Consider the following 20,235-nt stretch of genomic DNA (forward strand, 5'->3'; position numbering starts at 1 on the left):
ACCATGATGGGCTCCATGAGAGCTCGGGTGGTCCGGGTGGCCATGATCGCCGTCTCGGTGGCGCTGGTCCTCTTCGCCGTGCCGCTGGCGATCCTGGTGTGGTCCTCGCTGGTCACCGAAGAACAGGGCGAGCTGGAGCGGGTCGCGCTGGCCGTCGCCGTCCGCGTGGGCCCCCAGTTCCTGACCGGCGACCCGGTGGAGCTGCCGGCCGCGGAGGCCGACAACACCATCGGCGTCTACGACCTCGGCGGCCACCTCAAAAGCGGTCGCGGACCGGAGATCGCCGACGACGTCGTCCGGCAGGCTTACGCCGGCGCGGCGGCGGACGGTCAGGCCGACGCGGATCTCGTGGTCGCGGTTCCGGTGTCCGCCGCCGAACACGTCCACGGCGTGGTGCGTGCCGCAGCGCCGATGAGCGTGGTGTGGAACCGGGCCTTTCTCGCTTGGTCGTTGCTCGCCGCGCTCGCCGGTGGCGCCCTCATGGTCGCCGTGCTCATCGCGCGCCGTCAGGCCCGGCTGCTCACCGGACCGTTGGAGGACCTGTCGAGCGCGTCCGAGCGGATCGCCGGCGGCGACCTCGGCGCGCGGGCCGACCCTGGGGACATCCCGGAGATCAGCCGCGTGGCGCTGGCCCACAACCTCATGGTCGACCGGCTGACCCAGCTGCTCGACCGGCAAAGCCACTTCAGCGCCGACGCCTCGCACCAGCTTCGGACGCCGCTCAGCGGGCTGCTGCTCGAACTGGAAGCCGCGCGCACCGCGCCGCCGGCCGACCTCCCCCGCGTTCTCGAGGACACCGCCCGCGGTGTCCGGACGCTGTCCCGGACCGTCGAGGACCTGCTCGCCCTCTCGCGCCACCACCCGGAGGAGTGGTTCGCCGCGGCCCCCGGAGCCGTCGCCGAGGTGCTCACCGACACCGAGCGACGCTGGCACGGCCCGCTCGCCCGCGAAGGACGCCGGTTCGTCATGACCATCGACCCGGAAATCCGCGACTGGCGCGTTCCGGCGAGCCTGCTCACCCAGATCGTCGACGTCCTGGCCGACAACGCGGCGCGCCACGGCCGGGGCACCGTGACCCTGACCGCCCGCGACACCGCCGGCGTCCTCGCCGTCGACGTCGCCGACGAAGGCATCCTCCGGCTGGACCCCGCCGCCGTGTTCCTCCGCGGTGCGTCGACCGGCGGCCACGGCATCGGCCTCGCGCTGGCCCGCACCATCGCCGAAGCCGGCGGTGGACGCCTGACCGTCACCCGCCGCGCCCCCACGACGTTCACCGTCTACTTCCCTCGCCTGGACAACACGGCCTGAACGAGGGCGGTCCGGCACAGCATTTTGCCGTGTTCTAACCGAGGATTTGCCGCACGCTTGCTCAGGAGTCCACAATGGACCGCCGCGGTGCTCCGTCAGCGTGAAACCTGCCACTGGGGCGCATTAGGTTCGCCTCACCTCTATGAGGCGAGCCTGCCCTGAGCTACGGTCGCAGCGTTCGCCGCGAGAATTCAGGAGCCAAGCTCATGTCACCCACGCAGATCGCCGTTCTCGGCGCCATTTCCGGGCTCACGATCTACCTGGGACTGCCGCTCGGCCGGCTGCGCGCCGAGATGCCACGCCTGAAGACCTTCCTCAACGGCACGGCGACGGGCATCCTGATCTTCCTGCTCTGGGACGTGCTCGCGCACGCCTGGGAACCGATCGACGCCGGGCTGGGAAAGGGCGAGCTCGGCGGGGTGCTCGGCAACGGTGCCGTGCTGCTGGTCACCGCCGGGGCGGGCCTGCTCGGCCTCGCCTACTTCGACCAGGCGACCGCTCGCCGCCGGACGGACGCCCGGCGCGCGTACGGACCGGGTGCGGCGTCGGTCGGTGAGCTGAGCGCGGCGACGACCCGGAACCCGGCTTCCCGCCTGGCCATGACGATCGCGATCGGGATCGGCCTGCACAACTTCGCCGAAGGGCTCGCCATCGGCAACTCGGCCGCCGCCGGGGAGCTCAGCCTCGCCGTGCTGCTGGTGATCGGGTTCGGGCTGCACAACGCCACCGAGGGGTTCGGCATCGTGGCGCCGCTGACCGGAACCCGCCCGTCCTGGGGGTACCTCGCCCTGCTCGGCCTGATCGGCGGCGGGCCGACGTTCGCGGGCACGCTGGCCGGGCAGGCCTTCGTGAACGAGACCCTCTCGATCGCGTTCCTCGGCCTCGCCGCCGGGTCGATCCTGTACGTGGTCATCGAGCTGCTCGCCGTCGCCCGCAAAGCGAACCTCAAGACCGTCACGACCTGGGGCGTGTTCCTCGGGCTCGTCCTGGGCTTCGTCACGGACGCGATCGTCACCGCCGCCGGAGCGTGACCGGCCGCGAGCTCACGGTCCGCCCACGAGCGGCGGCCGCGGGCTTCCGGTCGCGTGGTACCGGTGCTCGGGACGTCCGGCGTTGCCACGGCTCAGGGTGAGATCGACCAGCCCGCGCCGGACGAGGTCGGCCAGGTAACGCTGCGCCGTGGCCCGGCTGACGCCGAGCCGGTCGGCCACGTCGGTGGCGGACAGCTCGCTTGACGAGCCCCGGAGTTCGTCGAGCACCTGCGCCATCGTGGCGGGCAGGCGGCGCCGGTCGACCGTGCGGGCGACCGGCCCGCGCAGGATGCCGTAGAGGGCGTCGACGGTCTCCTGGCTGGCGACGGCCACGCCGTCGATGCTGTCCCGCAACTGCCGGTACGCCGCCAGCTGTTCCCGCAGCTGAGCGAAGCCGAACGGCTTCACGAGGTAGTAGACCGCGCCGAGCTGCATGGCCCGCCGCACGCTGCCGATGTCCTGGGCGGCGGTGATCACGATGAAGTCGGGGCACGGTGCGCGGTCGCGCAGCGACTGCATGAGCTCGAGCCCGTGCCCGTCGGGCAGGTAGAGGTCGAGCAGCAGCAGGTCGGGTTGCAGGGTGGGGACGAGCGAGCGGGTCTCGGCCGCCGAGTGGGCCTCCCCCACCGCGGCGAATCCACCCACCCGGCCGACGCCGGCGGCGTGCACGTGGGCGATCCGGTAGTCGTCGTCCACCACCAGGGTTCGGATCATCGGTGCTCCACTAGTGTTTTCGTGGCCGGAAGCGGCAGTTCGGCGACGAACGCGCCGCCCGGACCAGGTTGTACGGTGATCCGCCCGCCGAGCCGGGTGACCAGGCGGTGCACGAGCGCGAGACCGAGGCCACGCGGGAGGCCGTTGCGGGGCGGCTTGGTCGTGTAACCGTCCTGGAACACCCGTTGGGCGAGTTCGGCGCCGACCCCGGGCCCGCTGTCGGTGACGGACACGGTGAGGTGCCGGTCCTCCTGGACCAGCCGCACGGTGACCGACCGCGGCGCCGGGCTCTCGGCCACGGCGTCGAGGGCGTTGTCGACGAGGTTGCCCACGATGGTCAGCAGGGCGTCCGGCCCCGGCTCGTCGAGCCGGGAATCGTCCGACACGGTCAGGTGCACGTCGCGCTCGGCCGCGATGGTGATCTTGGCCAGCAGCAACGCGGCGAGCGACGCGGGCGCGATCCGCGAACGGAGTTCCTCCGCCTGTGCGGTGCTGCCCGCCGAGATCTCGTCGAGGTAGGCCATCGCCTCCTCGGTTTCTCCCATGCCGACGAGGACCGAAAGCACGTGCAGGCGGTTGGAGAACTCGTGCTGCTGGGCGCGCAGGGCGTCGGTCAAGCCGGTGACGCTGTCGAGTTCCCGCAGCAGCGCCTCCAGTTCGGTGCGATCCCGCAGCGTCACCACCGAACCGATGTGCCGGCCCCGCACCCGCACCGGCATCCGGTTGGCCACCAGGAGGTGCTCGTCGGTCAGGACGACCTGGTCGATCCCGGATGCCGCGCCACCCAGCACGTCCCGCAACCGGCCCTCGGGCAGGACCTCCTCGAGCGATTCGCCGATGGCCGCGTGCCGCCAGCCCAGCAGCCGCCGGGCTTCGTCGTTGACCATGCTGAGCCGCCCGCGCTCGTCGAAAGCCACGACGCCCTCCCGGATGCCGTGCAGCGTGGCTTCCCGCTCCTGCAGGAGCGACGCGAGTTCGTCCAGTTCGAGCCCGAACGTCATCCGTTTGAGCCGCCGGGCCAGTACCAGGGAGACGACGACGCCGGCCAGCAGTGCCGCGCCCGTGTAGGCCAGCAAGCTCGGGATCTCGGTCCAGAAGCTCTGGGAGACGTTCCGTTCCAGGATCCCGGCCGAAACCTCACCGATCACCGTGCCGTCGGGCGCCGTCAGCGGCGCCTTGCCGTTGGCCGAATCGGTCAGGCTGCCCGGATCGATGCCGACGTGGGTCTTCCCGTCGAGGGCGTACACCGGTTCTTCGATGCGGCGGCCGACCAGGGCGGGGTTCGGGTGGGAATGCCGGACGCCGGCGCGGTCGATGACCACGACGTAGGCCGTTCCGGTGGCGAGCCGCATCCGCTCGGCCACCCGCTGCACTTCCCCGTTCCGGTCCCCGGTGGCCATTTCCGCGCGCACCGCCGGGTCCGCCGCGACGGCTTGGGCCACCGCCAGCGCTTCCCGTTCCGTGGTCCGGTCGAACTGGTCCCGGGTCACCTGCGTGTACAGCGCGAACCCCAGCACCATGGTCACGACCAGGATCGCGAGGACGTACCCGAGAACCAGCGAAGACAGCGTATGAGGACGACGCACGGCTACTCCTTCCGTCCGCGGTGACGGAGTGGCCGGAGTGTCCCCCACCCGACGTTAACGGACGGGAAAGCCGGGCTGGCAAAACGCGCAGAACCTGCGGTTACGCGGCTAACCCGGCAAAGCGGCACAACGCTTCCGCACTGCCGCGCCGGTTCCTACTGTCCTCGGGCCATGGACACCTCAACGCCGACGGCGATCCGGCTGGCGACCGTCACCCAGCGGTTCGCGACGCCGTCGGGACAGATGTACACCGCGTTGCGCGACCTCGACCTGGAGATCGGTGCCGGCGAGTTCTGCGCGGTGGTCGGCCCGACCGGGTGCGGGAAGTCGACCACGCTCACCCTGATCTCCGGGCTCGACCGGCCCACCGAAGGCCAGGTGCTGGTCGACGGCACGCCGGTGACCGGAATCGACCCGAAGGTCGGGTTCGTCTTCCAGAACGACGCCGTCCTGCCGTGGAAGTCCGTGCTGGGCAACGTGTGCGCCGGCCCTCGGTGGCGCGGAGGGGAAAAGCACGAAGTCCGCGAACGCGCCCGTGACTGGCTGCGCCGGGTCGGGCTGTCCGGCTTCGAGAACCACTACCCGCACCAGCTCTCCGGCGGCATGCGCAAACGCGTCGCGCTGGCCCAGTCGCTGATCAACGAACCCGGGATCCTGCTGATGGACGAACCGTTCAGCGCGCTGGACGTCCAGACGCGCTCGATCATGTCCGACGAGCTGCTCGCGTTGTGGCAGCTGACCCGCCCGACGGTCGTGTTCGTCACCCACGACCTCGAGGAAGCCATCGCCCTGGCCGACAAGGTCGTCGTCCTGACCGCCGGTCCGGCCACGGTCAAGGCGGTGTACGACATCGACCTCCCGCGTCCCCGCGCGGCCCAGGAGATCCGCTTCGACCCGCGGTTCGTCGAGCTGTACCAGCAGATCTGGTCGTCCCTGCGCGACGAGGTTCAACTGGCCTACGCCCGCACGACCAAGGCGGCATCATGACGGCCCCCAGCCCCGCCCCGGCGGTTTCCCCGGCGAGCACGGCCGCGACCCAGGACGCCCGCGCCGTCAAGACCCGGGCCCGGCGCCGCCGGATCCTGGTGAACATCGCCCGCGTCTCGGTGGCGGTCGTCTTCCTCGGCGCCTGGCAGCTGACGACCGCCGTCGGCATCCTGGACCCGTTCTTCTTCGGCCAGCCCAGCGCGATCGTGGACCAGCTCGGGCAATGGGTCCAGTACGGCACCGACGCCGGATCCCTGTGGGAGCAGATCGGCATCACGCTCGAAGAAGCGTTCCTCGGCTTCGGCATCGGGCTGGTGCTCGGGGTGACGTGCGGGGTCGCGTTCGGCCGGGTGCGGCTGCTGTCGGAGATCTTCGGGCCCTACATCAAGATCATGAACTCGATCCCGCGGATCGTCCTGGGCTCGATCTTCCTGGTCTGGCTCGGCCTGGGCATCCCCTCGAAGGTCGCCCTCGCCGTCGTCCTGGTGTTCTTCGCCGTGTTCTTCAACGCCTACCAGGGAACCCGCGAAGTCGACCGCAACTACATGGCCAACGCGCGAATCCTGGGCGCGTCCCGCAGCCAGGTCACCCGGCAGGTCGTGCTGCCCTCGGCGTTCACCTGGATCATCGCCAGCATGCACGTGAGCTTCGGCTTCGCGCTGATCGGCGCCATCGTCGGGGAGTTCCTCGGCGCGCAACGCGGCCTCGGCCTGCTCATCCAGCAGGCACAGGGCAGCTTCAACCCCAACGGCGTGTTCGCCGCGATGGTCATCATCGCCGCGGTCGCCCTGATCACCGAGGGCTTCATCGGGCTGCTCGAGAAGAAGCTGCTCGCCTGGCGCCCGCCCACCACGTCCGCCGGCGCCGAACTGTGAACCCCCGCAAGCAAAGGAGCTCCACCATGTCCCGCAAACTCCTGCTCACCGGCGCGCTGGGAGCGGTTCTCGTGCTCTCCGCCTGCGGCTCGTCCCCGACCGCACCCGCCGCGTCCACCAACGCACAGGGGCAGACCACGGTCAAGCTGATGGTCGGCGGCGCCAACAAGCAGATCTACCTGCCCGCCAAGCTCGCCGAACGCCTCGGCTACTTCAAGGAACAAGGGCTGGACGTCCAGCTCTCCGACGAGCCCGCCGGCGTGGACGCCGAGACCGCGATGCTGGCCGGCCAGGTCGACGGGGTGGTGGGGTTCTACGACCACACCATCGACCTGCAGGGCAAGAACAAGGCCACCGAATCGGTGGTGCAGCTGCTGCAGGTGCCCGGCGAGGTCGAGCTGTGCCGCAGCGACGTCGCCGGCCAGATCCACTCCCCCGCCGACTGGAAGGGCCGCAACCTCGGGGTCACCGGGCTCGGCTCGTCGACGAACTTCCTCACCAAGTACCTCGCCGTGCGCAACGGCCTGCAGGCCGCCGACGTCCACTCGGTCGCGGTCGAAGCCGGCAACACGTTCATCGCCGCCATGCAGCACAAGTCCATCGACTGCGGCATGACCACCGAACCGACGATCTCGGCGCTGCTCAACACCGGCCAGGCCAAGGTGCTCGTCGACATGCGCACCGCCCAGGGCGCCACCCAGGCCCTCGGCGGCGTCTACCCCGCGTCGGCGGTGTACATGCAGAAGTCCTATGTGGACGCTCACAAGGATGTCGTGCAGAAGCTGGTCAACGCCTTCGTCAAGACGATGAAGTTCATCGCCAAGAGCAGCCCGGACCAGATCACCGACCAGATGCCCGCCGAGTACTACACCGGCGTCGGGCGCGCCGCCTACGTCAAGGCACTGGCCGACGAGAAGGGCATCTACACCCCGGACGGGATCATGCCCCAAGACGGGCCGCAGACCGTCCTGAACGTCCTGTCGTCCTTCGACCCCAACGTCAAGGGCCACAACGTCGACCTGACCAAGACCTACACCACCGAGTTCGCGCAGCAGGCCAACCAGACCATCAAGTGACCAGCGGCCGAGCCGGCCTCCGCCCTGCCCGGCAGGGCGGAGGCCGGCTCGCGTCACTCCCGGCCGAGTTCGTGGTGCTCGAAGCCGTCCCCGCCGATGCCGTGCAGCGCCAACACGACGAACGACACCGCGACGAGCACCATGGCCAGGGTGACGAGCGCGATCGCCAGGCGGCGGCGAGCACTGACCGTTCCGCCGCGTCCCAGCAGCGCCGACAGGTCGGTCAGCACCTGCCGGCCCGCCGCGGACACGATCGGGCCCCAGCCGGCGGCCGCTTCGGGCGCTGACGGCAGATCCGCCGTGATGGCCGCGAGTTCGTGGCGGTACCGGGCGGCGTAGACCAGGGCGATCCGGTCTTCGACCTCCGCAATCGTCAACCGCCCTTCGCCGACGGCGACGTGGAGAGCCGCTTCCGTCTCGGCGCGCTCGGCATCCGAGCAGCGCACGCCCTCCGGCGTGGTCGCGTCGTTCCCGGCGGGTGGAGCGGGTCGGTGTTCAGCGGGTTCCGTCATGGTGCACCTCGGTCTGCAGCAGAGCGGGAGCCGAAACTCTCATCATTCTTTAATCTACTAACGTGTAGAACTTCTACAGGATAGTCGCAGAAGAGAGCCGGACGATGCCGCGCGTCGTGATCGTGCGCGAGGCACGCTGACCGCACCGCTGGCGGTGTACCTGACCGATCCCTCGGTAAAGAATTCGCCCCGACGTCCCGGAACCTGGAGCTCACGGTGAACGTCGCCGGCAATGCGACTCACGGAGCCCCGAACGACCATTTCCCTGGTGCCGCGATCAACCAGGCGTGCACCCCTGCCGAACGCCACAATTCGGGCGACCAAGGGTCAAAGGCTGCGGTCCGAACCCTCGGACGGGCGCTTGCGGCCGCGACGGAGTTCCAGCGCCAGCGGAATCAGGGAGACCACCACCACGACGGCGATGATCGGCAGGAGGTACTGGTCGATTCCCGGAATGCTGGCGCCGAGCACGTAGCCGGCGAGCGTGACCCCGACGGACCAGAGCAGGCCGCCGAGCACCTGCCACACCAGGAAGGTCCGCGCCGGCACGTCGAGGATGCCCGCGAGCGGGTTCAGCACCGTCCGCACGACCGGCACGAACCGGGCGAGCACGATGGCCTTCGCGTGGCCGTATCGAGAGAAGAGCTCCTCGGCGCGCTCGACGCCCCGGTGCAGGTGTGGGTTGCCGATCTTCCCCAGCAGCGCGCGGCCGCCCCGCCGGCCGAGCACGAACCCGACCTGGGCGCCCGAGACGGCGCCGGCGACCGACGCCACGAGCACCAGCGGCAAGGACAGGTGCACCGGAGCCGAGGCACTGGTGGTGCAGAACAGCCCGGCGGTGAACAGCAGGGAGTCACCCGGCAGGAAGAAGCCGACCAGCAGACCGGTCTCGGCGAACAGGACCAGGAACACCCCGGCCGTGCCCAGACTGGACAACCAGGACGTCGCACTCAGGGGGTTCACGCCGCGACCACCTTCCGACGGTGACTTCCGCACCGCTCCGGCAGCCGGGCGGCTCTTCTACACGATTGTAGAAGAGCCGCCCGCAGACGAGGGAGCCGGGACTCATCCGAGCGAGCCGAGCAGCGCCGTGAGAGCCGCCTTCTCGTCCGCCGGCTGAGGACTCGTGGCCCGGAGCTCACGCAGCACCTTGTCGATCTTGCTGTCGACTTCGGTCCACGTGGCCCGGTCCTTCGGCTTCAACCGGGCCTCGGCCTGGTCCCATTGGCTCTCGAGGTCGTCGACCCGGTTCGTCGCGCCGGACTGGTCGCCGGCGTCGAGCAGGTCGAGCGTGTCTTGCGTGATCTTCCGGAAGGCCGAGAGGTCACCCAGCGGCGTGACGTGAGCGACCGGGCCGCCGCCACTCGCGTTCGGTGCCGCGACCGGAGCCGGGCCCGTGGAGTCCTGCAGCGCGGACTTCCGCATGCTGTAGCCCGTCGCCGCGGCGATGAGGACCAGCGCGAGCACGACGACGGTCTGCCACAGGCCACCTCGCTCCCGCGAAGCATCGGCCGGCGCGGCCGGCGTGATGTCCGGCTTCTTGACCGACAGGTAGAGAACGGTGCCGAGGATGCCCGCCGCGAAGATCAGGCTGGTCACGGTCGTCCCCAGACCGAGGCCGCCCGCGTCCGGCGGCTGTGCGAGGTAGTCGCCGAGTGACGCGCCGAGCGGGCGGGTCAGGACGTAGATGCACCAGAAGGCGAGCACCGGGTGGAGCCCGAGCCGCCACCCGATCGCGAGCAGGGCGACCAAAGCGGCCACGATGGCACCCGTCGCGAGGTAGCCCAGGCCCAGCACCTCGGCCATGAGGTCACCGGTCGCCGTGCCGAGCGCGAAGGTGAACAGGATCGCCAGCCAGTAGAACGCCTCCCGGCGCCGGGTGACGATGGAATGGATGGACAAGGTTTTCTCGGTGCCGTACCACGCCAGGAAGGTCACCGCGAGGAGAACGCCGAAGAGCAGGGTGCTCGTCTCGAGCGGCACGCCCGCGGCGTCCGTGAGGTTGTCGGTGACCAACGTGCCGAAGACGCTCACGAGCGCCACGGTCAGCCAGTAGACGCCCGGCACGTAGCGCTGCGTCGCGAACTGGACGGCCAGAGCCACGGCCAGCAGGACGCCGGTGATGACGGATACGCCGGTCAAGCCGAGGTTCAGGTTGACGTTGAGGAAGTCGGCCGCCGATTCGCCGACCGTCGTGCACAACACCTTGACGATCCAGAAATAGACCGTGATTTCCGGCACTTTGTTGAGCAGCTGGCGATGCGGTTGAAGAACACGTTGTGAGGTCATGGACTCTTTCCTGGTCCGTCCGCCGCGACGGCGGAACGGGCGGGCGGGCACGTGCCGGGACGAGGTGTGACGGGACCCCAGGAAGCACCATCGCCGGGCGAGGGGGAGGTTCCCGGCAAAGGGGCGCGAAGTCCCGTCACGGCTCGCCACGCTAGGGACAACCGCATTAGTGATCAGCTGCAGGAGGGCAAAAGGACGGTTAACGGTGCGCCCCCGTCCTGCCGTTCAGCCTTCCGGGTAACGCCGGGTTGTCCTGCTTGCGCGCTCTGGCGGCGAATACGCCTCGGCGTTCGCCCGGAATTCGTTTCGGTGTTGCAGAGGAGCCGGTCGCCCCCAGGCGACCGGCTCCGACCTCGGTTGACGATCAGCTCACCGTGATCGCGGTGTCGTCCAGGACGAAGGACGTCTGCTTCGTGTAGTCCTCCGCCCCGGTGAACTTCAGCGTGACGTTCTGCCCGGCGTACGCGCCGAGGTTGAACGTCCGTTGCGCGTACCCCGTGTTGTGGTCGAGGTTGGAGTACGTCGCGAGCGTGCCGAGCACCGCGCCCGAACTGCTGAGCACCTGCACCTTCAGCGTGTCGTACTTGGCCGTTGTCGAGGTTTCGGCCGTGTCGACGTGCAGCCAGAAGCTCAGCTGGTAGCTCGAGCACCCGGTCGGCAGCGTGACCGGCTGCGAGAGCGTGTCGGTGCGCGTCGAGCCGTAGCCGTCGAGCCAGGCGTCCCAGCTGCCGGTGTGGGCGGGTTCGGCGGCCTTGTTGGCGATCACGCCCGCGGTCGCCGTCCACGGTGTGGCGCTTCCGGTTTCGAAGCCGGGGTTGCCGAGCAGCTGGGTCTGCGGGCAGCCCGTGGGCGTCGCGGTCGCCTCGCCGCTCTGCGCGCCCTCGCCGATCGAGTTCACCGCGCTGACCCGGTAGTAGTACGCCTGGCCGTTGGCGAGACCGGTGTCGGTGCAGCTCAGGACGGCGCCGAGGCCGCCGCACCCGCCCGTCGTGAGCAAGGTTTCCCCGCCGCTCGCCGTGCCGCGGTACACGCGGTAGTTCGTGATATTGACGCCGCCGTTGTCGGCCGGGGCCGTCCAGTTCAGCGTCACCTGGCCGTTCCCGCCGGTCGCGGTCAGGCCGGTCGGGGCGCCCGGTGGTGCCCCGGCGATCGGTGACGCCGTGACCTGGACCGTCGACGTGGCGGTGTGCGCCGGCGAGGCGCTGTCGGTCACCGTCAGCGTCGCGGTGAACGTCCCCGCGCTCGTGTAGCTGTGACTCGGGTTCTGCGCCGTGCTCACCGCGGACCCGTCACCGAAGTTCCAGCTGTACGAGTACGCCGGCGTGCCGCCGGTCGCGGTGCCGGAGAACGCGACGTTCAGCGGAACCTGGCCGGACGTCGGCGCGGCCGACGCCGAGGCGGCCAGTGGCTGGCCGACCGAGCCGACCGTGACGTTCACGCTCGACGTCGCCGTGTGCGCCGGGGACGCGCTGTCGGTCACGGTCAGCGTCGCGGTGTACGTCCCCGCGCTCGTGTAGGTGTGGCTCGGGTTCTGGGTCGTGCTCGCGGCGGACCCGTCACCGAAGTTCCAGCTGTAGGAGTACGGGGCCAGGCCGCCGGTCGCCGAGCCGCCGAACGACACGGTCAGCGGCGCGTTGCCCGTCGTCGGCGAGGCCGTTGCCGAGGCCGAAAGCGGGGTGGCGCCTTGGACCCAGAGGTCCTCCAGCGGGTCGCCGAGCGCGGCCTGGTCCGCGGTCGTCATCGGGAACGTGGTCAGGCCGAGGTTGCCGCCGGGGTCGATGGCACCCGGCGAGACGTTCTGCAACGTCCGCTCCATCGCGGCGAGTACGTTGTTCGTGTTGTACGCGACATGCGTGACGTAGCCCTGTTTCATGTACTTCGGCGACGCCGCGACGACGGTCGGCACGCGGTAGGTGTTGCTGACGTGGTCGGGGCCGTTGGAGCCGTTCTGCGTGTCGTCCTCAGTGACCACGACGACGGTGTTGTCCTTGTACGACGCGTTGTTCATGATCGAGTCGACGATCTGCTTCGTGACGGCGTCGTTCTTCGGGATGTCCTGGTAGGTGCCGGGGTGGTCGTTGAACAGCTCGACGTAGGAGTAGGCCGGCAGGCCGTTGGCGGAGACGTAGTTCAGGAAGCCGTTGCCGATCACCTGGTCGTCGTCGTTCTGGGCCCGGCAGGTGTAGTTGTTGTAGTTCAGCAGTTCCGGGGTCGACGTGCCGGGACGGTTGACCGGCAGCACCTCCGGCTTGCCGGTGCCCGGGTTCTTCCACTCCCCGCTGCCGCTGCTGAGCATCCAGTAGAAATCGCCGCTGGTCACCATCGAGTACGGGCTGGTGCCGGTGGTGGTCCCGGTCTGCGTCGCGCACGGGTCGGTCCCCAGACCGCCTGGGCTCGACACGCCTTTCAGGAAGCGGTCGAACTGCGTTCCGGTGGCAGCCGGGTAGGACTGCTGCTGCGACCTGGACTGCGACTGGGCGGAGAAGAGCCACCAGTGGTTCGGGCCGCTCGGCGGCTGCGTGCCGGTGCTGTAGGCGTCCATCAGCGAGTAGTTCTTGGCGAGCGCGTGCAGGTTCGGCACCGAGCTCACGTGGTTCGTGCTCTGCACGGCGCCGTTGCAGCCCGCCTGGATCGTCGTGGCGCAGTCACCGAGGTAGTCGTCGAAGGTGTGGTTCTCCCGCACCAGCACCACGAAGTGGGTGAACGGCGGGAAGTAGGGCGCGAGCGGGTTCGACGCGGCGGCCGTCATCGGGCTCGACGTCCCGAGGCTCGTCCGGCTCTTGAAGTTCTTCGGCTGCGGGAAATGGGTGAATTCGACGCCCGGTGCGGCGAAACTCGCACCGGTGCAGTCGTAGTCATCCCCTTTGTACGACTGTGGCCGATTTCCTTCCGGGCGATCTTTCGCGTCGTCGGGGTCGGCGTCCGGATTCCAGTTCTTGATCGTGCACGAGCCGACACCCGTCGCCGGACGGGCGCTCGCACCGGCCGGGCTCAGCCCGAGCCCACCCAGCAGCAGGACGATGCCCGCGACGCCGGCCATCCGTGACTTCCACCTGATCATGGGTGCTCCCCAGCAGAGTCCTCGGCGGAAAAGGTGGCCGTCGGCCACCGTCATGGGATGGTCCGGATCGAACAGGTTTCCCACAAGCAACGTCAGTCGCCAATTTCTCTCGGCTGTCCATTTTTTAGCAGTCCGTTAACCGTCCGAAAACCCTCTACTTGATCAGAAATTCACGACATCCGACGTTCATCTCCGGGCCATCTTCGGGCATTCGTCCGATGCGGGAAAGTAACGGCGCAATGCCTGGTATTCCGCGCTTTGCACGAATCGGCGCGCTACCGACGAGACGGACCGTCATGAACGAGGACCGGAGGTCACCAGCCGGGCAGGTCAGCTCGGCGGGTTCGGCCGGGTCAGGCCGAGGTCGTAGGCGAAGATCACCGCCTGGACGCGGTCTCGGGCACCCACCTTCGCCAGCACCCGGCCGACGTGGGTCTTGACCGTGGATTCCGACAGCACGAGGCGTTCGGCGATCTCGCCGTTGGTCCACCCGCTGCCGATGGCGACCAGGATCTCCTGCTCGCGTTCGGTCAAGCTCAGCCAGCGGGGATCGGTCCGGGACGGCGGATCGGCGCTGGCGTCCGGGAGCCGCTCGGCATAGGTGTCGAGGAGCCGCCGGGTCAATGCCGGGGCGATGACGGCGTCGCCGCCCGCGACCGCCCTGATGCCGGCGAGCAGCTCTTCGGGATGGGCGTCCTTGAGGAGGAACCCGCTCGCTCCGGCACGCAACGCGGCGTAGGCGTACTCATCCAGGTCGAAAGTGGTCAGGACGAGGACACGGGACCGGCCGCCGGTGGCGAGGATCTGGCGGGTGGCTTCGATGCCGTCCATGCCGGGCATGCGGATGTCCATGAGGACGACGTCGGGCCGCAGTTCCGCGGTCCGGCGCACCGCTTCGGCCCCGTGCGCGGCTTCGCCGACGACTTCGGTGTCCGGCGTCGCGTCGAGCAGCATCCGAAAGCCGAACCGTTGCAGGGGCTGGTCGTCGACGATGAGCACGGTCGTCACAGCGCACCGCCGGGCGGGACGGAGATCGGGGTCAGATCCAGGACCGCCTGCACGACCCACCCACCGCCGGCGGTGGGGCCGACGGTGACCGTGCCGCCGTACAGCGCCGCGCGTTCCCGCATCCCGGCGATCCCGTGCCCTTCCTCGGCGGGTGGCTCGAGCGGCGTGGCGGCATCGGGCGGTCCGGTGTCCTGGACGCGGATGCGCAGCGCCGGACCCTCGACGGCGATCAGGACGTCGACCCGGGTGCGCGGTCCGGCGTGCTTGAGCGTGTTGGTGAGCGCCTCCTGGACGATCCGGTAGGTCATCAGCTGCACCCCCCGATCGAGGGTGTCCAGCTCCCCGGCGGACCGGAGGACGATCTCCGGTCCGGCGGCGCGGATCCTCGTGCACAACGCGTCGAGGTCGCCGATTCCCGGTTGCGGGTTCAGCTCCGGCGCGTCCGCTTTCTCCCTCAGGACACCCAGCATGCGCCTCAGCTCCCCCAGCGCCTGCCGCCCGGCGTCGCCGACCAGCTCGAGCGCTTGCTTGCTGCGTTCGGGGGTGAGGTCGGCCGCGTAGGCGCCGCCGTCGGCGAGCGTGATGATGACCGACAGGTTGTGGCCGATGATGTCGTGCATCTCGCGGGCCATCCGGGTGCGTTCGGTGACGGCGGCCAGCTTGCTGCGCTGGTCCCGCTCGATCTCCAGCTGCCGCGCGCGATCGCGCAGGCTCGCCAGCTGGGCCCGGCGGATCCGGACGGCCAGCCCGAGCGCGACGGCCGCGGTGACGGCGGTGAGCAGGAAGAACAGCGCCTCCCAGAACGACACCGCGGACACCGCGCGGGAGACCCGGGCCGCCACGGGGAGCAGGAGCGCGACCACTCCGGCGCCCGCCCACGGCAGGTGCCGCGGCCGCGCGTAAAGGGTGACGCTGTAGAGCGCGACGAGCACGGCGACGTCGGCGCGCAGGAAAACACCGAGCGACCACTGGACGGCGAACACCACCGCGGTCAGGGCCAGTGCCACCGAGGGGGCCCGGCGCCGCCAGAACAGCGGCAGCAGCAGACCGGCCTGCAGCGCGAGGGTGCCGGCCGCCGGCAGGTGGGTGAACGCGAGCCGCAGCTCGTCGGGACCGGGCCCGTCGTCGTGCTGAACCAGGTCCGGCAGGCAGAACAGCAGGAACAGCGCGGCGATCACCGCCAGGTCCAGGACCCACGGGTGGCGCCGGTCGGACTGCCGCAGCCGCTGGCCGTACGCCGTGAGGCGCGCGACCAGCGGGGATCCGGTCCACGACGGCGCCGCGGCTTGGTCGTCGGGCACGGGTGTCACCTGCTCATCGTCGCGGAAAACCGCCGGCGCGGCACCAGGGGCCGCGCCGGCGGTGGGGGTCAGGCGTCGGACCGGGCGAGCCGGTAGGCGGCGCCGCCCAGCACGAGGACCGTCCAGCCGGCGAAGACCAGCATCCCCGCGGCCGGCGCCAGGGTGGTGGCGTCGTGGGTCAGGGCGAACATCGCCTGTCCCGCGTTGCTGGGCAGGTACGGGCTGATGTCAGCCTGCCACGACTTCGGCAGCAGCGAGACCAGGCCCGGGATCAGCATCAGCGCGCCGACGAGCACCGAGATGCCCCCGGCGACCGAGCGCAGGAGCGCACCGAGCGCGACCCCGATCACGCCGACCAGGCCCAGGTAGAGCCCGGTGCCCAGCAGGCTGCGCAGCACGCCCGGGTCCGACAGCGACATCGCCGCGGGCGTCCCGGCCACGATGGCGTTGCCGAAGACGAAGGCGAGGAACGCGCCGACCGTGCCGACGAGCAGCGCGACGACGCCGAACACGGCCGACTTGGACCACAGCACCGGCAGTCGGCGCGGGACCCCGGTCAAGGTCGAGCGGATCATGCCGGTGGAGTACTCGCCGGCGGTCACGAGCACGCCGAGCACACCCAGCGCCAGCTGCGCGAAGTTCGTGCCGAACAGCGACAGGCTCAGGGCGGTCGCGTGGGCGAAGTCGGGGTCGAGCGGCTGGCCGGAGCTGATGTTCGACTTGTACCGGGCGGCGGAGATCAGCCCGAAGCCGACCAGGAACACCAGGCCGAGGACCAGGGTGATCCAGGTGGAGCGCAGGGACCAGAGCTTGGTCCACTCGGAGCGCAGGACGTGGCGCCCGGTCACCCGGTAGACCGGGCGGGCGGTGCGGGCGGGGGCTTCCGGGGTCAAGGTGGTCATGCCGCCCTCCCGAGCGCGTCGATGCCGGTGGTGACGCCGTGGTACTCGACGGCGTCGCGGGTCAGGTCCATGAAGGCTTCTTCGAGGGAGACGGTCCGGGCGGACAGCTCGAACAGGGCGATGCCGTGTTCGGCGGCCTTGGTGCCGATGGCGCGGGCCGAGAGGCCCTTCACCTGCAGCTCCTCGGAACCGGTGCGGCCCGCGATCTCGACGCCGGGACCGGCCAGGACCTCGCGCAGGCGCGCGGGGTCCGCGGTGGCCACCTGGACGGTGTCGCCGCCGGCGTCCCGGACGAGGTCGTGCACGGTGGTGTCGGCGAGCAGGCGGCCCCGGCCGACGACGATGAGGTGCTCCGCGACCAGCGCCACCTCGCTCATCAGGTGCGACGAGACGAAGACGGTGCGGCCGTCGGCCGCGAGCCCGCTGAGCAGGTTGCGGATCCAGAGGACGCCCTCGGGGTCCAGGCCGTTGACCGGCTCGTCGAGCATGATCGTGGCCGGGTCGCCGAGCAGGGCCGCGGCGATCCCCAGCCGCTGGCCCATGCCGAGGGAGAAGCTCCCCGCGCGCTTCTTCGCCACCGACTGCAGCCCGGTCAGCTCGATCACCTCGTCGACCCGCCGTCGCGGGATGCCGTGGGTCTGGGCCTGCGCGAGCAGGTGGTCGAACGCCGACCGTCCACCGTGGACGGACTTCGCTTCGAGCAGGACCCCGACTTCCTGCAGCGGCGAGGTGTGCTCGGCGTAGCGGCGGCCGTTGACCTTGACCGAGCCGCTGGTCGGCGCGTCCAGCCCGACGATCATCCGCATCGTGGTCGACTTGCCCGCCCCGTTGGGCCCCAGGAACCCGGTGACGGAGCCCGGCCGGACGGTGAAGTCCAGGTGGTCGACCGCCGTCTTCTCCCCGTACCGCTTGGTCAGCTGATGTGCCTCGATCATCGTTCATCCCCTGGATCCGCGGACCGGTCGCCCCGGCCCGTTCTTCCTCAAAGGTAGGAAGGGAACCGGGCCGCGAGGCGGTACCGCGGGAGGAAATCCAGCGCGGCGCGTAGTACCGCGGTACGACAAGCGCACCGCCGGGAGAGCCTCGGCTCAGCTCGGCCGAGGACGCGGTCAGACTGGGCTCACGAGTTCGTTGACCATGCGCGGCCCTTTCAGAGGAGCAGTTCGAACATCCGGAAGACCTGGTCCCACTCGGCGGAGCCGGGGTTCTTGACCCGCGGATCGATGATCTTGAACGCCTGGGCGAGAGCCACGCTGAGGCCGCCGGCGACGGCCGGGAGCCGCGCCTCGGTCTCTTCGGAGATCGCGACCCCGAGCGCGGGACGCGCCAGGAGCTGCTCGAGCAGCGGCACCACTTCCAGGTCCTCGTCCATCTTGAGGAACTCGTGCATGCGCTCCTGCAGTCCCTTGGTGATCGGCAGGTCTCGCGGCTCGATGACGTCCCGCCCGTTGGCCTTGGCCGTGGCCTTGGCGACCACGAAGAGGTCGTAAACCTTGCGGTCCAGGAATTCGTCGTACCGTTTCAGATCGCTCTTGTCGACATCCAGGCTCGCGGCCACCCGGAAGAACCGTTCGAACCGCGTCGCACCCATGACCGGCATCAGACCTCCTGTGAGAGATTTTCTTGGACGAACCGGACGGCCATGGCGCCTTCCCCGACCGCCGAGGCCATCCGTTTGACCGAGCTGCGGCGTACGTCCCCCACACGGCGTAGCGGGGCGAGACACATCAAGATCATGATTCTCCTCATCACCTCGTCCGGGCACGTGTCGCGAGGGGACCTACCGCGTCAAACCGGCTCCGCGACGCGGTTTCCCCAGCGGACACGAGCTCTGCGGAAACCGCTGGCGCAGTGACCTCTCTGGTACCCACACACAGTGACAAAGACGGCCGTGTCCGCGCGTGCGCCCGGCAGGTCGAAATTCGCGGGAAACGATCGACCCGGCAGGGCAGGACCTCGTCGACGCTTCGGCCGGCAAGGGGCGAGCCGGCCCCGAAGGTACTGACGAGGCGCAACGGCACCCACCTGCCGGCAATGCGCTGGTCCGCTCGGGCCGCATCGCGCGGCCGAGGCGCGCGGCAGCCAGACGATCGGATGCCGGGCCGACGACACGACCCACCTGCGGACGAGCCGGGGCGCCCGGCCCTCGGCTGGACACGACGACCTCGCGGTATGCCAGGTGACCCCACCCGTGTTCGGTTACCGCCGCCGGGCGCCGCGATCTTGTCCGGCAAGCGCCCGGCGACGGACGGTGGACGCCGTCCTCGGGTGCTGCTCGACGCCTGGGAGCTCCCCGCGCCGGTCCGGCCCGACTTCGCCCGCCACAAGCGCGACCACCTCCCCGGCCGCGCCCACATCGTGAACACGAGTGCGGTGCGGCCTCGGCTCGGGCTAGCTGGGGAGTACCGAGCCCGTGAAGTGGAGAACGCGTGAAGTTCTTGCTCATCACCCTCATCACCCACGTCCCCGACGCCGTCACCGGCAGCCTGGCGCCCACGCACGAGCGGCTCCGGGAGGTGGTGGCGAACGCCGAGCTCGCCGAAGAACTGGGCTTCGACGGCTATGCGGTCGGCGAGCGCCACGAGCGGCCGTTCATTTCGTCGTCGCCGCCCGTGGTCCTGAGCCACATCGCCGCACGGACGGCACGGATCCGGCTGTTCACCGCCGTCACCACGCTCAGCCTGCTCGACCCGGTGCGCGCGTTCGAGGACTACTCGACCCTCGACAACCTCTCCGGCGGCCGCCTGGAATTGATCATCGGCAAGGGGAACGGCGCCGCCCAGCGCGAGCTGTTCCACGTCACCCCGGACGACCAGTGGGACCGCAACGCCGAAGGCTACGAGCTGTTCCGGCGGCTCTGGCGCGAGGACAAGGTCACCTGGTCCGGACGCTTCCGGCCCTCGCTGACCGACGCCGAGGTCTGGCCGCGGCCCCTGCAGCGGCCGATCCGCGTGTGACCCGCTGTTCTCGGCCAACGTCACCAACCCCGTCGAGCCGTACGCCGAGCTGGTCCGGTACTACCGCGAGAGGTGGGCCCACCACAGCCACGATCCGGCCGCCGCGCTCGTCGGTGCGGGCACCGCGGGCTTCCACGTCGCCCGGACGTCGCAGGAGGCGCTCGAGACCTACCGGCCGATCTTCGAAAGCCGGCTGGCCATGCAGACGCGGCTCGGACTGGAGCCGGTCTTCCGGACCCTGGACGACTTCGTCGAGCGCAGCTCCGCGCTGATCGGGAGCCCGGCGCAGGTCGTCGACAAGGTACTGCGCTACCACAAGGAACTCGGGCACCAGGTCATGCACCTGCACGCCGACCGCGACGGGCTCACCACCCGGCAGCACCGGGACGCGCTCGAGCTGTTCCAGTCCGACGTCGCGCCCGCGCTGCGCCGCGAGGTGCCCGCTCCGCCGTGGCCCGCCTGAAAGACATCCCAGGAGCTTGAATGTCAAGCCGCAGCCGAGTTGATGTGATGCGCCCAGGCGGTCGTCTCGTCGTAGACGGTGCCGGTTTTGAGGCAGCCATGCAGGATGCCCACGAGCCGGTTGGCCAGCTGGCGCAAGGCAGCATTGTGGCTGGAACCGCGGGCG

At 70.1% G+C, this 20,235-nt stretch carries 19 protein-coding genes and 1 pseudogene; 8 read left to right on the top strand and 12 right to left on the bottom strand.

Annotated elements, in window-relative coordinates; translation table 11 throughout:
• The first annotated feature begins 15 nt into the window (after window positions 1-15).
• Window positions 16-1,308 carry a sensor histidine kinase gene (locus ACZ7OH_RS47505; protein ID WP_470286967.1) on the top strand — a complete coding sequence of 431 codons (1,293 nt, stop codon included), beginning with the start codon at window positions 16-18 and terminating at the stop codon, window positions 1,306-1,308.
• 206 nt (window positions 1,309-1,514) lie between these two features.
• Window positions 1,515-2,339: a ZIP family metal transporter gene (locus ACZ7OH_RS47510; protein ID WP_470286968.1), complete on the top strand. Its 825-nt coding sequence runs from the start codon at window positions 1,515-1,517 to the stop codon at window positions 2,337-2,339.
• 12 nt (window positions 2,340-2,351) lie between these two features.
• Here the strand turns inward: ACZ7OH_RS47510 and ACZ7OH_RS47515 are convergent, their stop codons facing one another.
• Both ACZ7OH_RS47515 and ACZ7OH_RS47520 read right to left on the bottom strand, forming a co-directional pair.
• Complete coding sequence (locus ACZ7OH_RS47515) at window positions 2,352-3,053, bottom strand: response regulator (protein ID WP_470286969.1); 702 nt, start codon at window positions 3,051-3,053, stop codon at window positions 2,352-2,354.
• Window positions 3,050-4,639 (bottom strand): ATP-binding protein, encoded by a 1,590-nt coding sequence (locus ACZ7OH_RS47520; protein ID WP_470286970.1) that lies wholly within the window; start codon window positions 4,637-4,639, stop codon window positions 3,050-3,052. Before ACZ7OH_RS47520 ends, ACZ7OH_RS47515 begins: the two co-directional genes overlap by 4 nt.
• Before the next feature lie 171 nt (window positions 4,640-4,810).
• Here ACZ7OH_RS47520 and ACZ7OH_RS47525 point away from each other — a divergent pair, with 171 nt between their 5' ends.
• From ACZ7OH_RS47525 to ACZ7OH_RS47535, 3 genes are read left to right on the top strand one after another with little or no spacing between them, the layout of a single operon-like run.
• Entirely contained in the window at window positions 4,811-5,626 is an 816-nt protein-coding gene (locus ACZ7OH_RS47525) for an ABC transporter ATP-binding protein (RefSeq protein WP_470286971.1), read from the top strand.
• Window positions 5,623-6,501 (top strand): ABC transporter permease, encoded by an 879-nt coding sequence (locus ACZ7OH_RS47530; RefSeq protein ID WP_470286972.1) that lies wholly within the window; start codon window positions 5,623-5,625, stop codon window positions 6,499-6,501. Before ACZ7OH_RS47525 ends, ACZ7OH_RS47530 begins: the two co-directional genes overlap by 4 nt.
• Window positions 6,502-6,527: 26 nt before the next feature.
• Window positions 6,528-7,577 (top strand): ABC transporter substrate-binding protein, encoded by a 1,050-nt coding sequence (locus ACZ7OH_RS47535; protein WP_400899711.1) that lies wholly within the window; start codon window positions 6,528-6,530, stop codon window positions 7,575-7,577.
• 53 nt (window positions 7,578-7,630) lie between these two features.
• Here the strand turns inward: ACZ7OH_RS47535 and ACZ7OH_RS47540 are convergent, their stop codons facing one another.
• From ACZ7OH_RS47540 to ACZ7OH_RS47580, 9 genes are all read right to left on the bottom strand, one after another.
• A complete protein-coding gene (locus ACZ7OH_RS47540) occupies window positions 7,631-8,089 on the bottom strand; it encodes a DUF1707 SHOCT-like domain-containing protein (protein ID WP_470286973.1) in 459 nt (152 codons plus the stop codon).
• A gap of 327 nt (window positions 8,090-8,416) precedes the next feature.
• A complete protein-coding gene (locus ACZ7OH_RS47545) occupies window positions 8,417-9,052 on the bottom strand; it encodes a DedA family protein (RefSeq protein ID WP_470286974.1) in 636 nt (211 codons plus the stop codon).
• Window positions 9,053-9,154: 102 nt separating this feature from the next.
• Window positions 9,155-10,330: a COG4705 family protein gene (locus tag ACZ7OH_RS47550; protein WP_470286975.1), complete on the bottom strand. Its 1,176-nt coding sequence runs from the start codon at window positions 10,328-10,330 to the stop codon at window positions 9,155-9,157.
• A gap of 412 nt (window positions 10,331-10,742) precedes the next feature.
• Window positions 10,743-13,439, bottom strand: coding sequence for a PKD domain-containing protein (locus tag ACZ7OH_RS47555; RefSeq protein WP_470286976.1), 2,697 nt, complete (start codon window positions 13,437-13,439; stop codon window positions 10,743-10,745).
• A gap of 330 nt (window positions 13,440-13,769) precedes the next feature.
• Window positions 13,770-14,447, bottom strand: a complete 678-nt coding sequence (locus ACZ7OH_RS47560) for a response regulator (RefSeq protein ID WP_470286977.1) — start codon at window positions 14,445-14,447, stop codon at window positions 13,770-13,772.
• On the bottom strand, window positions 14,444-15,748 hold the full coding sequence (locus ACZ7OH_RS47565) for a sensor histidine kinase (RefSeq protein WP_470286978.1): 1,305 nt from the start codon (window positions 15,746-15,748) through the stop codon (window positions 14,444-14,446). Before ACZ7OH_RS47565 ends, ACZ7OH_RS47560 begins: the two co-directional genes overlap by 4 nt.
• 68 nt (window positions 15,749-15,816) lie before the next feature.
• Window positions 15,817-16,650 carry an ABC transporter permease gene (locus tag ACZ7OH_RS47570; RefSeq protein WP_470286979.1) on the bottom strand — a complete coding sequence of 278 codons (834 nt, stop codon included), beginning with the start codon at window positions 16,648-16,650 and terminating at the stop codon, window positions 15,817-15,819.
• Complete coding sequence (locus ACZ7OH_RS47575; RefSeq protein ID WP_470286980.1) at window positions 16,647-17,585, bottom strand: ABC transporter ATP-binding protein; 939 nt, start codon at window positions 17,583-17,585, stop codon at window positions 16,647-16,649. Before ACZ7OH_RS47575 ends, ACZ7OH_RS47570 begins: the two co-directional genes overlap by 4 nt.
• 215 nt (window positions 17,586-17,800) lie before the next feature.
• The gene (locus ACZ7OH_RS47580; protein ID WP_470286981.1) at window positions 17,801-18,250 is read right to left on the bottom strand and encodes a DUF1931 family protein; all 450 of its coding nucleotides are present in this window, start codon (window positions 18,248-18,250) and stop codon (window positions 17,801-17,803) included.
• 668 nt (window positions 18,251-18,918) lie between these two features.
• Between ACZ7OH_RS47580 and ACZ7OH_RS47585 the strand changes: the two genes are divergently transcribed.
• From ACZ7OH_RS47585 to ACZ7OH_RS47595, 3 genes are read left to right on the top strand one after another with little or no spacing between them, the layout of a single operon-like run.
• The gene (locus ACZ7OH_RS47585) at window positions 18,919-19,083 is read left to right on the top strand and encodes a hypothetical protein (RefSeq protein ID WP_470286982.1); all 165 of its coding nucleotides are present in this window, start codon (window positions 18,919-18,921) and stop codon (window positions 19,081-19,083) included.
• Entirely contained in the window at window positions 19,080-19,607 is a 528-nt protein-coding gene (locus ACZ7OH_RS47590) for an LLM class flavin-dependent oxidoreductase (RefSeq protein WP_470286983.1), read from the top strand. Before ACZ7OH_RS47585 ends, ACZ7OH_RS47590 begins: the two co-directional genes overlap by 4 nt.
• 49 nt (window positions 19,608-19,656) lie before the next feature.
• Window positions 19,657-20,070 (top strand): LLM class flavin-dependent oxidoreductase, encoded by a 414-nt coding sequence (locus ACZ7OH_RS47595; protein ID WP_470286984.1) that lies wholly within the window; start codon window positions 19,657-19,659, stop codon window positions 20,068-20,070.
• Window positions 20,071-20,093: 23 nt separating this feature from the next.
• Here ACZ7OH_RS47595 and ACZ7OH_RS47600 read toward each other — a convergent pair.
• Window positions 20,094-20,235, bottom strand: a pseudogene (locus ACZ7OH_RS47600) (IS110 family transposase); the annotation flags it as partial.

This window comes from Amycolatopsis sp. NPDC114478 (genome assembly GCF_055633805.1).